General features: G+C 73.8%; 13 protein-coding genes. 10 read left to right on the top strand and 3 right to left on the bottom strand.

Going from position 1 to position 12,370, the window contains the following annotated elements:
* Positions 1–122: 122 nt before the first annotated feature.
* Positions 123–701 carry a hypothetical protein gene (locus H7X46_RS06890; RefSeq protein ID WP_186358603.1) on the top strand — a complete coding sequence of 193 codons (579 nt, stop codon included), beginning with the start codon at positions 123–125 and terminating at the stop codon, positions 699–701.
* 26 nt (positions 702–727) lie between these two features.
* Complete coding sequence (gene rlmN / locus H7X46_RS06895) at positions 728–1,837, top strand: 23S rRNA (adenine(2503)-C(2))-methyltransferase RlmN (protein ID WP_186358604.1); 1,110 nt, start codon at positions 728–730, stop codon at positions 1,835–1,837.
* Positions 1,838–1,846: 9 nt separating this feature from the next.
* On the opposite strand, the gene H7X46_RS06900 is transcribed toward rlmN, so the two are convergent.
* Entirely contained in the window at positions 1,847–2,917 is a 1,071-nt protein-coding gene (locus tag H7X46_RS06900) for an ATP-dependent DNA ligase (RefSeq protein ID WP_186358605.1), read from the bottom strand.
* Between the two features lie 105 nt (positions 2,918–3,022).
* Between H7X46_RS06900 and mug the strand changes: the two genes are divergently transcribed.
* Positions 3,023–3,580: a G/U mismatch-specific DNA glycosylase gene (gene mug, locus H7X46_RS06905; protein WP_186358606.1), complete on the top strand. Its 558-nt coding sequence runs from the start codon at positions 3,023–3,025 to the stop codon at positions 3,578–3,580.
* 24 nt (positions 3,581–3,604) lie between these two features.
* Here mug and ligD read toward each other — a convergent pair whose 3' ends face one another.
* Together ligD and H7X46_RS06915 are read right to left on the bottom strand one after the other, a co-directional pair.
* The gene (ligD, locus tag H7X46_RS06910) at positions 3,605–4,579 is read right to left on the bottom strand and encodes a non-homologous end-joining DNA ligase (RefSeq protein ID WP_186358607.1); all 975 of its coding nucleotides are present in this window, start codon (positions 4,577–4,579) and stop codon (positions 3,605–3,607) included.
* 16 nt (positions 4,580–4,595) lie between these two features.
* A complete protein-coding gene (locus H7X46_RS06915) occupies positions 4,596–4,856 on the bottom strand; it encodes a DUF2631 domain-containing protein (RefSeq protein ID WP_186358608.1) in 261 nt (86 codons plus the stop codon).
* Between the two features lie 87 nt (positions 4,857–4,943).
* Here H7X46_RS06915 and dxr point away from each other — a divergent pair, with 87 nt between their 5' ends.
* The 7 genes from dxr to H7X46_RS06950 all read left to right on the top strand — a co-directional run bounded on the left by dxr (position 4,944) and on the right by H7X46_RS06950 (position 12,366).
* A complete protein-coding gene (gene dxr, locus H7X46_RS06920; protein WP_186358609.1) occupies positions 4,944–6,089 on the top strand; it encodes a 1-deoxy-D-xylulose-5-phosphate reductoisomerase in 1,146 nt (381 codons plus the stop codon).
* The gene (locus H7X46_RS06925) at positions 6,086–7,408 is read left to right on the top strand and encodes a site-2 protease family protein (RefSeq protein WP_186358610.1); all 1,323 of its coding nucleotides are present in this window, start codon (positions 6,086–6,088) and stop codon (positions 7,406–7,408) included. Before dxr ends, H7X46_RS06925 begins: the two co-directional genes overlap by 4 nt.
* Positions 7,405–7,893, top strand: a complete 489-nt coding sequence (locus H7X46_RS06930; protein ID WP_186358611.1) for a hypothetical protein — start codon at positions 7,405–7,407, stop codon at positions 7,891–7,893. The genes H7X46_RS06925 and H7X46_RS06930 overlap by 4 nt, the downstream gene beginning before the upstream one ends.
* Before the next feature lie 121 nt (positions 7,894–8,014).
* Positions 8,015–9,169: a flavodoxin-dependent (E)-4-hydroxy-3-methylbut-2-enyl-diphosphate synthase gene (gene ispG / locus H7X46_RS06935; protein ID WP_186358612.1), complete on the top strand. Its 1,155-nt coding sequence runs from the start codon at positions 8,015–8,017 to the stop codon at positions 9,167–9,169.
* 51 nt (positions 9,170–9,220) lie between these two features.
* Positions 9,221–10,054: a GNAT family N-acetyltransferase gene (locus tag H7X46_RS06940; protein WP_186362497.1), complete on the top strand. Its 834-nt coding sequence runs from the start codon at positions 9,221–9,223 to the stop codon at positions 10,052–10,054.
* A 57-nt stretch (positions 10,055–10,111) separates the two neighbouring features.
* Positions 10,112–11,944, top strand: coding sequence for a penicillin-binding transpeptidase domain-containing protein (locus tag H7X46_RS06945; RefSeq protein ID WP_186358613.1), 1,833 nt, complete (start codon positions 10,112–10,114; stop codon positions 11,942–11,944).
* An 8-nt stretch (positions 11,945–11,952) separates the two neighbouring features.
* Positions 11,953–12,366 (top strand): DUF3054 domain-containing protein, encoded by a 414-nt coding sequence (locus H7X46_RS06950; RefSeq protein WP_255426088.1) that lies wholly within the window; start codon positions 11,953–11,955, stop codon positions 12,364–12,366.
* Positions 12,367–12,370 lie beyond the last annotated feature (4 nt).

Consider the following 12,370-nt stretch of genomic DNA (forward strand, 5'->3'; position numbering starts at 1 on the left):
CGCCCGCGCGATCAGCGTGCCACGGCGCCCGGCGCGCGGTCGGTGGGGCACGGGCGTCGACCGCCGGGCGCAGCCGGGGGAGTGGCGGCGAACGGGCGGGCGGTCTCGCTACCGTGGACGGCATGCCGTACACGTCGCGCCAGCGCTCGCTCGGTGTGCCCGCCCCGAGCCTGGAGGTCGTCCTCGCCATGGTGGCGTGGACGGTCGGCGCGGCCGGTCTCGCGAGCGGGTTCGGCACCGTGCTCGTCGCCCTCGGGTTGTTCCTCACCGCGTACCTGTGGGTCGTCCGCCGCCGCAACAGCGCGATGGTCGTGGTGCTGCACCCGGAGCGGAAGCGCCGCATGCAGCGGCTGGTCCTCGTCGGCGTCGCGGGAATCGTGCTGCTGCCCTCGCTGCTGGGCCTGGTCGGGTTCGGGGAGCTGTCCGTCGCCGTGTCCGCGGCGCTGATCGGCGTGCTGCTCATCCAGGCGTCCACCGTGCTGGAGGAGCGCAGCCTCGTCGCCACCGGCGCGCTGGTCCTGCTGATCGCCGCGTTCGGGGCCTACCTGGCGCTGAGCTGGACCGGCCAGGGCACCGGGTCGTCCCAGCCGGTGATCGGTCTCGGGTGCGGGCTGGTGCTGTGGGTGGCCGCGATGCGCCGCCTCGGCGTGCTGGAGGACCTCTCGCACCGCTTCAACCTGCGCCTGCCGGGGGTCCGCTGAACGGCACTGGCACACTGGTGGGTGCCATGTCCAGCCTCCCGCTCGTCTTCGACGCACCGCGCCGCGGCACGCCGCCGCGCCACCTCGCCGACCTCGACCCCGCCGACCGTCCCGCCGCGGCGGCCGAGCTCGGCCTGCCGAAGTTCCGGCTCGACCAGCTCGCGCGGCACTACTTCGGGCGGCTCACCGCGGACCTCGAGGCGATGTCCGACCTGGGCGCGGACGCCAGGGAGAAGCTCGGCGCGCTGCTCCCGCCGCTGGTCACGCCGCTGACCGAGAAGGCGTGCGACGGCGGCGCCACCCGCAAGACGCTGTGGCGCGGCCACGACGGGGTGCTGGCCGAGTCGGTCCTGATGCGCTACCCGGACCGGGCGACGGTCTGCATCTCCAGCCAGGCCGGCTGCGGGATGGCCTGCCCGTTCTGTGCGACCGGCCAGGGCGGGCTGCAGCGCAACCTGTCGACCGGCGAGATCGTCGACCAGGTACGGCGGGCCGCCGCCGCGGCCCGGGACGGTGCCCTCGACGAGCCGGCCCGCCTGTCGAACGTCGTGTTCATGGGCATGGGCGAGCCGCTGGCCAACTACAAGCGGGTGGTCGCCGCGGTCCGCCGGATCGTCGAGCCCGCCCCGAACGGGTTCGGCATCTCCGCCCGCGGTGTCACCGTGTCGACGGTCGGCCTGGTCCCGGCGATCGACCGGCTGCGCGAGGAGGGCATCCCGGTCACGCTCGCGATCTCCCTGCACTGCCCGGACGACGAGCTCCGCGACACGCTGGTGCCGGTCAACAACCGGTGGAAGGTCGCCGAGGTCCTTGACGCCGGGCGCCGCTACGCCACCACGACCGGCCGTCGCGTCTCCATCGAGTACGCGTTGATCCGCGACGTCAACGACCACCCGTGGCGGGCCGACCTGCTCGGGAAGGTGCTGCGGCAGCACATCGGCACGTCCCGGGTGCACGTCAACCTGATCCCGCTCAACCCGACCCCGGGCAGCGAGTGGGACGCCTCGCCGAAGCCGGTCGAGGAGGAGTTCGTGCGACGGGTGCGGGCCGCCGGTGTCGCCTGCACCGTCCGGGACACCCGGGGCCAGGAGATCGACGCGGCGTGCGGCCAGCTCGCCGCGTCCCACCCCGGCTGAGCCGGGCGGTCAGGCCCGGCCCGCGAGCACCTCGGCGAGGTCGAAGTTGACCGGCCGTTCCAGCTGGTCGTAGCCGCAGGAGGCCGGGTCCCGGTCGGGGCGCCACCGCACGAACTGGGTGGTGTGCCGGAACCGGTTGCCCTCCATGTAGTCGTAGCGCACCTCGACCACCCGCTCCGGGCGCAGCGGCACGAAGGACAGGTCCTTGCCGGCGTTCCACCGGCTCGTCTCGGACTTGCGCGGGGTCCGCTCGCCCTCCAGCTGCTTGGCCCAGGCCCACGGGTGGTCGTCGAAGTCGGTGACGAGCGGCTGCAGCTCGGCCATCAGCTCGCGGCGGCGGGCCATCGCGAACGCACCGACCACCCCCACCGAGACCAGCACGCCCCGCTCGTCGTGCAACCCGAGCAGCAGCGACCCGACGGCGTCCGGCCCGGACTTGTGCACCCGGTAGCCGGCGACGACGCAGTCCGCGGTCCGCTCGTGCTTCACCTTGGTCAGGACACGCTTGTCCGGCTGGTAGGTGCCCTCCGGGTCCTTCGCGATCAGCCCGTCCAGGCCGGCGCCCTCGAACCGGTCGAACCAGCGTTTCGCGGTGCCGGTGTCCGCGGTGATCGGGGTGACGTACACCGGCGGCGCGGCGCCGGCGAGCGCCTCCTCCAGCCGGGCCCGGCGCTCGGCGAACGGGCGGCCGGTCAGGTCCTCGGAGCCCAGTGCCAGAAGGTCGAACGCGACGAACGACGCCGGCGTCTGCTCCGCGAGCAGCCGCACCCGGCTCGCTGCGGGGTGGACGCGCTGCTGCAGCGCCTCGAAGTCGAGCCGGTTGCGCTCCCGGTCGGCGACGACGATCTCGCCGTCGATCACGGCCCGCGGCGGGAAGTTCGCCGTCACCGCCTCGACGACCTCGGGGAAGTAGCGGGTCATCGGCCGCTCGTTGCGGGAGCCGATCTCGACGTCGTCGCCGTCCCGGAAGACGATCGAGCGGAAGCCGTCCCACTTGGGCTCGTAGAGCTTCCGGTCGGGGATCGACGGGGCGGGCTTGGCCAGCATCGGCTTCACCGGGGGCATCACGGGCAGATCCACGGTGGGCAGTCTCCTCTCGGCGCGCGGTGCGGGCATCCCGGTTCACCCGTCGCGAGGGTGGACCGCCGGCACGGCCGGAACTCAGCGGTCGGCCAGACTGTCCGCGTGGGACGCCTGCCGGATCGCGACGCGCTGGAACGGGCCCGGGACCGGACGATCCCGGACGTGCTGCCGGGGCCGGGCGACCCGGCCCTGCGGGTGCTGTTCTGCGGGATCAACCCGGGCCTGGTGTCCGCGGCGACCGGGCACCACTTCGCCCGGCCCGGGAACCGGTTCTGGCCGGTGCTGCACGAGTCCGGGTTCACCCCGCGCCTGCTGTCCCCCGACGAGCAGGGCGAGCTCGCCCACCTGGGGCTGGGCATCACGAACATGGCGGCGCGGGCGACCGCCCGGGCCGACGAGCTCACCGGCGCCGAGCTGGTCGCCGGCGGGGAACGGCTGCGCGCGCTCGTGCGCGAGCACCGCCCGGGGTGGCTGGCCGTGGTCGGGATCGGGGCCTTCCGGACCGCGTTCGGCCGCCGCGACGCCGTCGTGGGGGAGCAGGACGACCGGCTCGGCGACACCCGGATCTGGGTGCTGCCCAACCCGTCCGGGCTGAACGCGCACTGGTCCCGGGCGGCGATGGTCGCGGAGTTCACCCGCCTGCGGCTCGTGAGTGCTTAGCAGGGCCCGGGCCCTGCTAAGCACTCACGAGCCCGCATCGAGGTCCGGGAGGTCCGGGGGCGGGGCACCCTCGCGGGCGTCCCGGTCGGCCCACTCCAGCAGCGGGTCGAGGGCGAAGACCGCCTCGTCGATCCCCGCGTGCAGGTCACCGAGCTCGGCGTAGCGGGCCGGCACCGTCGCGATGGTGAAGTCACCGGGCTCGCAGTCGTCGATCTCGTCCCAGCGGACCGGCGTGGACACCCGGGCGTCCGGTGTCCCGCGGACCGAGTAGGCGCAGGCGATCGTGTGGTCGCGGGCGTTCTGGTTGTAGTCGACGAAGATCTTCGTGGGATCCCGGTCCTTGCGCCACCAGGACAGGTCCACCCGGTCGCAGCGCCGCCCCACCTCCCGGGCGAACGCGTGCGCGGCCCGGCGGACGTCGGCGAACCCGTGGTCCGGCGGGATCCGCACGTAGACGTGCAGCCCGGCCCCGCCCGAGGTCTTGGGGAAGCCGGTGGCGCCGAGCTCGTCGAGGACCTCGTGCACGACCGCGGCCACCCGCCGGACGTCGGCCCAGCTCGCGGACGGCATCGGGTCGAGGTCGATCCGCCACTCGTCGGGGGACTCGACGTCGGCGGCGCGCGAGTTCCAGGGGTGGAACTCCACGGTGGACATCTGCACCGCCCAGACCACATCGGCCAGATGGCGCACGCACAGCTCGTCCGCGGTCCGGTTGAACCGCGGGAAGTGCACACGCACGGTGCGGACCCAGTCCGGGGCGCCACGCGGGAGCCGCTTCTGGTGCACCTTCTCGCCGGTGACCCCGGTGGGGAAGCGGTGCAGCATGCACGGCCGGTCCCGCAGCGCCCGGACGATCCCGTCGCCGACCGAGCAGTAGTACTCGGCGAGGTCCCGCTTGGTCTCGCCGCGGGCCGGGAAGTACACGCGGTCCGGGTTGGACAGGCGCACCGTCCGGTCGCCGATCGTCAGCTCGACCGGCTCGCCCGCGCCCGCGGCCATCGGGGGATCGGCCCGGTCAGTGACGCCAGCTGCGCCGCTTGTAGATCGGGTAGGCCACGGCGCCGGCCAGGCAGGCGAAGGCCGGGATCGCCATGTAGAGGAACTCGGTCCAGCTGAGCGGATGCCCGATCAGGAACAGCAGCAGCATGATGCCGGAGACGGCGGCCGCGATCGGGAGGCCCTTCGTGAAGTTCTGGTGCCAGCCCCAGTCGACCGAGGGCTCCTCGGCCGGGTCCACGCCGGACCGGATCGCGACCTCGCGTGTCTTGCTCGCCACGTGCTTCCTCCCGCTACGACCGATGCGACCACCTGACGGTCGGGGTCATCGTCGCACAACCTCCGGACCGGAGGATGATGCGAGGTGATGAAGTCACTCGTCGTGTTGGGCAGCACCGGGTCGATCGGCACCCAGGCCCTCGAGGTGATCACCAAGGCCGGTGGGTTCACCGTCACCGGGCTGGCCGCGGGTGGGTCGGACCTGCCGCTGCTGATCGCGCAGGCCCGGGAGCACCGGGTCCCGCGGGTCGCGGTGCCGTCCCCGGCGGCCGCCGCCGAGCTCCGGGCGGCGCTGCCCGGCGTCGAGGTGCTGGACGGGCCGTCCGCGGCCGCCGAGCTGGTGACGGCCGCCGGCGCCGACATCGTGCTCAACGGCATCACCGGGTCCCGCGGCCTCGGGCCCACCCTGGCCGCGCTCGGGACCGGGGCCCGGCTGGCGCTGGCGAACAAGGAGTCGCTGATCGCGGGCGGCCCCCTGGTGCTCGCGGCGGCCGCGCCCGGGCAGATCGTGCCGGTCGACTCGGAGCACTCGGCGCTGGCGCAGTGCCTGCGCGGCGGGCGGGCCGGGGAGGTGGAACGCCTCGTCCTCACCGCGTCCGGCGGGCCGTTCCGCGGCCGGGCCCGGGAGTCGTTGCGCGGCGTCACCGTGGAGCAGGCGCTGCAGCACCCCACCTGGGACATGGGCCCGGTCATCACGATCAACTCGGCGACGCTGGTCAACAAGGGGCTCGAGGTCATCGAGGCGCACCTGCTGTTCGGCATCCCCTACGACCGGATCGACGTCACCGTGCACCCGCAGTCGATCGTCCACTCGATGGTGACGTTCAGCGACGGTTCGACGATCGCGCAGGCGTCCCCGCCGGACATGCGGCTCCCGATCGCGCTGGCGCTGGGATGGCCGGACCGCATCCCCGGCGCCTCGACGCCGTGCACCTGGGACACCGCGCAGACCTGGACCTTCGAGCCGCTCGACGACGACGCGTTCCCCGGTGTCCGGCTCGCCCGCGCGGCCGGCCGCGCCGGCGGGTGCGTCCCGGCCGTCCTCAACGCCGCCAACGAGGAGCTCGTGGAGGCGTTCGTGCGGGGGAGGATCGGGTACCTCGGGGTCACCGACCTGCTGGAAGGGGTGCTGGAGGCGGCCGACGCCTGGACCGGTGATCCGGCTACCGTGGCGGACGTGCTGGCGGCCGAGGAGTGGGCCCGCGCCCACGCGCGGGAGAAGGCGGGATCGTGAGCGTGCTCTGGACGGTCGTCGGGATCGCGATCTTCTTCTTCGGGCTGCTCGTCTCGATCGCCTGGCACGAGCTCGGGCACTTCGCCACCGCCCGCTGGTTCGGGATCAAGGTCCCGGAGTTCATGGTCGGGTTCGGCCGGACCGTCTGGTCGGTGCGGCGTGGCGAGACCGAGTACGGCATCAAGGCCATCCCGCTCGGCGGCTACGTCCGGATGATCGGGATGCTGCCGCCGGCCCCCGGTGGCGGCCGGCTCGGCCGCAGCCGCCGGACCGGCCCGTTCCAGGGGCTGATGGACGACGCGCGCCGGCAGTCCCAGGCCGACGTGCTGCCGCAGGACGAGGACCGGCAGTTCTGGACCCGGGCGCCGTGGAAGCGGATCATCGTCATGTTCGCCGGGCCGTTCATGAACCTGGTCCTGGCCGTGGCCCTGTTCTTCGTGACGCTGATGGGCGTCGGCGTGCTCACCCCGAACACCCAGGTCGCGGCGCTCGAGGAGTGCGTGGTGCCGGTGACGGCGGTGCAGAACGGCGCGCCCGACCGCTGCCCGACCGGTGCGCCGCACGCGCCGGCCCTGGCCGCCGGCATGCAGCCCGACGACCGCATCGTGTCGGTGCGCGGCCAGGCGTTCGGACCGGACGACGGCGAGGCCCTGCAGGACGCGATCCGGGCGTCCTCCGGGCCGACGCCGGTCGTCGTCGAACGGGCTGGGCAGCAGGTCCCGCTCATGGTGAACGTGATCCCGAACACCCTTCCGGACCGCGACTCGGACGACCCGAACGCCACGGTCACCGCCGGGTACCTCGGCGTGCTGCTCGACACGAGCTACCAGCCGATGAGCGCGGGCGAGACGGTCGCGCAGATCGGTGACGGTATCGGCCGGACCGCCGAGGCGATCACTCAGATCCCGGCCCGGATCCCGGCGTTGTTCGGCGCGGCGTTCCTCGGGGAGGAGCGCGGCGAGGACAGCCCGATGGGCGTGGTCGGGGTGTCCCGGATCGGCGGCGAGATCCTCGCCCAGCAGGACGCGCCGTGGCAGCAGGACGTGGGCCTGTTCCTCAACATGCTCGCCGCGGTGAACCTGTCGCTGTTCCTGCTGAACCTGCTCCCGATCCCGCCGCTGGACGGCGGCCAGATCGTCCCGGCGATCTGGGAGTCGATCAAGCGGAACACCGCCCGGGCGTTCGGCAGGCCCGACCCCGGCCCGGTCGACGCGGCCAAGCTGCTGCCCTTCGCGTACGTGTTCGTCCTGGTGTTCCTCGGTTTCTCGGTGATGGTCGCCATCGCCGACATCGTCAACCCGGTGCGGATCTTCGGGTGAGCCCGGGGGACGACGCCCGCCCGCTCGCGGTCTTCGACATCGACGGCGTCCTGGCCGACGTGTCGCACCGGCTGCACCACCTCGACCGCTACCGGTGGGACATGTTCTTCGCCGCCGCCGAGGCCGACCCGCTGCTCGACGAGGGCGCCGAGCGGCTGCGCGCGGCCCAGGAGGACCACGACGTCGTCTACCTCACCGGGCGCCCCGAACGGAACCGACGGCTGACCCAGACCTGGCTGGCCCGGTTCGGCCTGCCCACCGGCCCGCTGTTCATGCGTTCCGACGACGACCGCCGGCCCGCCCGGTACGTCAAGCGCGAGGTGCTGCGGCTGCTCGCCCGGGAACGGAAGGTCGCGATGATCATCGACGACGACCCGGCCGTCGTCCGGGTGCTCGAGGCCGACGGCTGGCCGGTCGAGCTGGCCACCTGGCTGCCGCACTCGTCGACGTTGCTGGACGCGCAGGAGCGGCAGGGCCGCACCTAAGGGGCGCTCCGCGCCCGTGAGTGGTTATCAGGGTCCTGGCCCTGATAACCACTCACGAGCACGCAGTGCCACACCTCACGGGGTACGGCGGCGTGTCGACGGCGATGGGATAGTGGGCTCCGTGAGCGTCTCCCTGGGTATGCCGTCCGCGCCCGCGCCGACCCTGGCCCCGCGCCGGAAGACCCGGCAGCTGCAGGTCGGGCCGGTCGGTGTCGGCTCCGACCACCCGATCTCCGTCCAGTCGATGACGACCACCCTGACCGCCGACGTCAACGCGACGCTGCAGCAGATCGCGGAGCTGACCGCGTCCGGCTGCGACATCGTCCGGGTGGCGTGCCCGTCGGCCGACGACGCCGAGGCCCTCCCGGCCATCGCGACGAAGTCGCAGATCCCGGTGATCGCCGACATCCACTTCCAGCCCAAGTACGTGTTCGCCGCGATCGAGGCAGGCTGCGCCGCGGTCCGGGTGAACCCCGGCAACATCCGGAAGTTCGACGACCAGGTCAAGGAGATCGCGCAGGCCGCGAAGGACCGCGGCACGCCGATCCGGATCGGGGTCAACGCCGGCTCGCTCGACAAGCGCCTGCTGGAGAAGCACGGCAAGGCCACCCCGGAGGCCCTGGCCGAGTCGGCGCTGTGGGAGGCGAGCCTGTTCGCCGAGCACGACTTCCACGACATCAAGATCTCGGTGAAGCACAACGACCCGGTCGTGATGGTGCGGGCCTACGAGCTGCTCGCCGAGCAGTGCGACTACCCGCTGCACCTCGGCGTCACCGAGGCCGGTCCGGCGTTCCAGGGCACGATCAAGTCCGCGGTCGCGTTCGGGGCGCTGCTGCGCCAGGGGATCGGCGACACGATCCGGGTGTCGCTGTCCGCGCCGCCGGTCGAGGAGATCAAGGTCGGACAGCAGATCCTGGAGTCGCTGAACCTGCGCCCGCGCCGCCTGGAGATCGTCTCCTGCCCGTCCTGCGGCCGCGCCCAGGTCGACGTCTACAAGCTCGCCGACGAGGTCACCGCCGGCCTGACCGGTATGGAGGTCCCGCTGCGGGTGGCCGTCATGGGGTGCGTCGTGAACGGGCCGGGGGAGGCCCGCGAGGCGGACCTGGGCGTCGCGTCCGGCAACGGCAAGGGCCAGATCTTCGTCAAGGGCGAGGTCATCAAGACCGTCCCCGAGCACAAGATCGTGGAGACGCTGATCGACGAGGCGATGCGGATCGCCGAGGGCATGGAGATCGCCGACGGGGCGTCCGGCGAGCCCCAGGTGACGGTGGGCTGAGCGGAGCGAGCATCTGCACCGACCACCCGCCCTCATGGCATCATGACACCCGTGCTGAGGGTGGCCGGGCCGCGGCTTCTCGACGATCGTCACCGCTCCGGGGTGCACGACGTGCTCGACGCGGACCCGGTCGCGTCCTGCATGGTCGCCGCCCGCGTCGAGGCGGTCGGCCTGGATCCGTGGCGGCTGGGTGGCGAGCTGTGGGCCTACGGCGCCCCGGTCGACGGACTCTGCTTCTCCGGCGCCAACCTCGTCCCGCTGCGCGGTGAGCGTTCCGCCATCCGCGCGTTCGCCGACCGGGCCCGCCGCGGCGGGCGGGTCTGCTCGTCGCTGGTCGGCCGCGCCGAGCTGGTGCTCCCGCTGTGGGAGGAGCTCGCTCCCGTCTGGGGGCCGGCCCGGGAGGTCCGGGCGGACCAGCCCCTGATGACGATGCACGGCATGCCCGCGATCGCGCCGGACCCGCAGGTACGTCCCGTCCGGATCGACGAGCTCGACCGCTACCTGCCCGCCGCCGTCTCGATGTTCGTCGAGGAGGTCGGTGTCGACCCGCGGGACGGCGACGGCGGGGCCGGCTACCGCGCCCGGGTCGCCGAGCTGATCACGTCGGGCCGGGCGTTCGCCCGGTTCCACGACGGCGAGGTCGTCTTCAAGGCCGAGATCGGTGCGATGTCGCGGTCGGTGGGGCAGATCCAGGGCGTGTGGGTGCACCCGGCCTGGCGCGGGCACGGGCTGGGTACGGCCGGGACCGCCAGCGTCACCCTGGCGCTGGCGTCGATGGGGCGCTGCGCGAGCCTCTACGTCAACGCCTTCAACTCGCCCGCCCGGGCCGCGTACCGGCGGGTGGGGTTCACCCAGGTCGGCCGGTTCGCGACCGTCCTGTTCTGACGCAGCTCCCGGGGGCTTCAACTCCCCATGATCCCCCGGTGGGCATACTCGGGGACCGTGCTGCGCTCCCTGCGGAACCGTCCCCTCGTCCTCGTCGCCGTGATCGCCGTGCTGGCCGCGGCCGGCGCCGTCGTGGCGCTGCTGCGCCCGTGGGGCGGCGCGGGCTCGACGGCGGAGGAGTACGTCGCGGCGTGGGCGGCCGGGAACGCCCCGGCGGCGGCCGCGCTCACGACCGACCCGCCGGGTGCGGGCGAGTACCTGGAACGGGCCCGGGGCGACCTGTCGGCGACCGCGATGACGGCCCGGGTCACCGGCACCCGGACCGATGGCGAGCGGGCGACGTCGACCGTCGAGGTGCACTGGGACCTCGGCGAGGGCCGGACCTGGGACTACACCCTGGAGCTGCCGCTGGTCGCGGCCGCCGAGACCGGCGCGAACGACACCGGGTGGGCGGTCGACTGGTCCCCGGCGGCGTTCGCGCCGGGCCTCGGTGACGGGCAGCGCCCGGTGAACCGCACGGTCACGGCCAACCCCGCACCGGTGCTGGACGCGAGCGGCGCCACGCTGCTCGCCCCCACCCCGGTCGTGACGGTCATGCTGGACAAGCGTGCCACCGGCCAGGCCGCGGGGCCGCTGGGTTCGGCACTGGGCACCGTCGACCCGTCGATCACCCGGACCTCGATCACGAACGGGGCGAACGCGACGCCGGACGGGCAGGCGTACACCGTCGCCGTCCTGCGCGAGCCGGACTACCAGCGGGTCCGCGACCGGATCCACGACCTGCCCGGGGTGCGGTTCGTGTCGTCGACCCGCCTGCTGCCCCCGGACTCCGGTTTCGCGGGCCAGGTGATCCAGGGTGCGCGTGCCGACATCGAGAAGGCCGCCGGGGGCACGCCCGGCTGGTCGGTCGACGCCGTCGGACCGGACGGCGCCACGGTCCGCTCGCTGGCCGGCACCCCGCCCGGGCCGGGGAAGCCGGTCACGCTGGAGCTGGACCGGGCCGTCCAGGACGCCGCGCAGGCCGCCGTGAACGGCGAGTCGAGGCAGGCCATGATCGTGGCGGTGCGGCCGTCGACCGGTGCGGTGCTCGCCGTCGCGCAGAACCCCGCCGCGGACCGGGACGGGGCGCTGGCCCTGACCGGCCGCTACCCGCCGGGATCCACGTTCAAGATCGTCACCGCGTACGGGGCGATGCCGGCGCAGAACCTCACCCCGCAGTCGCCCGTGGACTGCCCGGGCACCACCGTGATCGACGGGCGCACGATCCCGAACGAGGACACGTTCGCGCTCGGGACCGTCCCGCTGCAGCAGGCGTTCGCGCGGTCGTGCAACACGACGTTCTCCCGGCTCGCGCTCGCCCTGCCGCCGGACGGGCTGCCGCGGGCGGGGAAGGCGCTCGGCTTCGGCGCGGACTGGAAGGTCCCGGGGATGACGACGATCACGGGCACGGTCGACGCGGCCACCGACGACCTGCAGCGGGCCTCCGACGGCTTCGGCCAGGGCGACGTGCTGGCGTCCCCGTTCGGGATGGCGATGGTGTCGGCGACGGTCGCGCGCGGCGCCCCGGTCACGCCGACCCTCATCCGCGGCACGACCACCGAGGCCACGGTGGCCCCGGGCGCCCCGGACCCGGCGGTGCTGGACCGGCTGCGGCCGATGATGCGGGCCGTCGTGACGTCCGGCACCGCGACCGCGGCGAACGGGCAGGGCGAGGTGTTCGGCAAGACCGGCACCGCCGAGTACGCCGGCCCGGACGGCCGCAACCGGTCGCACGGCTGGTTCACCGGCTACCGCGGCGACCTGGCCTTCGCCACCCTGATCGTGGACGGCGGCTCGTCCGGTCCGGCGGTGCAGCTGAGCGCGCGGTTCCTGGGCGACGTCCCGCGATGAGGGCTCCCTTGCCCGCACCGCTTACCCTGGTCGTCGTGCATCCGAGCCGGATCCCCGCCCTGGCGCTGGCCACCGACCTGGTCGCGGTCGTGGTCTTCGCCGCCCTCGGCCGGGTCAGCCACGCCGAGGCCGGCAGCCTCACCGGTCTGATCGGCACCGCGCTGCCGTTCCTGGTGGGGGCCGGGGCGGCGTGGGCGACGCCGTGGGTGCGGGCCGACCCCGTCTCGGTGCGGGCCGGCCTGGTGGTGCTGGTACTGGCCGCCGGCATCGGCTTCCTGCTGCGCTGGGGGTTCCTCGGGCGGCTGCCGCTGTCGTTCGCGATCGTCGCGGTGTCCGCGCTCGGCGTGCTGCTGCTGGGCTGGCGCGGGCTGTCCGCCGGGGTGGCGCGGATGCGGGGCCCGCGGGAGACGTCACGCAGCTGAGCGG

Origin of the sequence: Pseudonocardia sp. C8 (assembly GCF_014267175.1) — a bacterium.
In the GTDB taxonomy this organism is placed as follows: domain Bacteria; phylum Actinomycetota; class Actinomycetes; order Mycobacteriales; family Pseudonocardiaceae; genus Pseudonocardia.

Coding starts and splice junctions, on each gene's coding strand:
- dxr (WP_186358609.1), top strand. CDS start 4,944: ATGAAGTCACTCGTCGTGTTGGGCAGCACCGGGTCGATCGGCACCCAG.
- rlmN (WP_186358604.1), top strand. CDS start 728: ATGTCCAGCCTCCCGCTCGTCTTCGACGCACCGCGCCGCGGCACGCCG.
- H7X46_RS06890 (WP_186358603.1), top strand. CDS start 123: ATGCCGTACACGTCGCGCCAGCGCTCGCTCGGTGTGCCCGCCCCGAGC.
- ligD (WP_186358607.1), bottom strand. CDS start 4,579: ATGGCCGCGGGCGCGGGCGAGCCGGTCGAGCTGACGATCGGCGACCGG.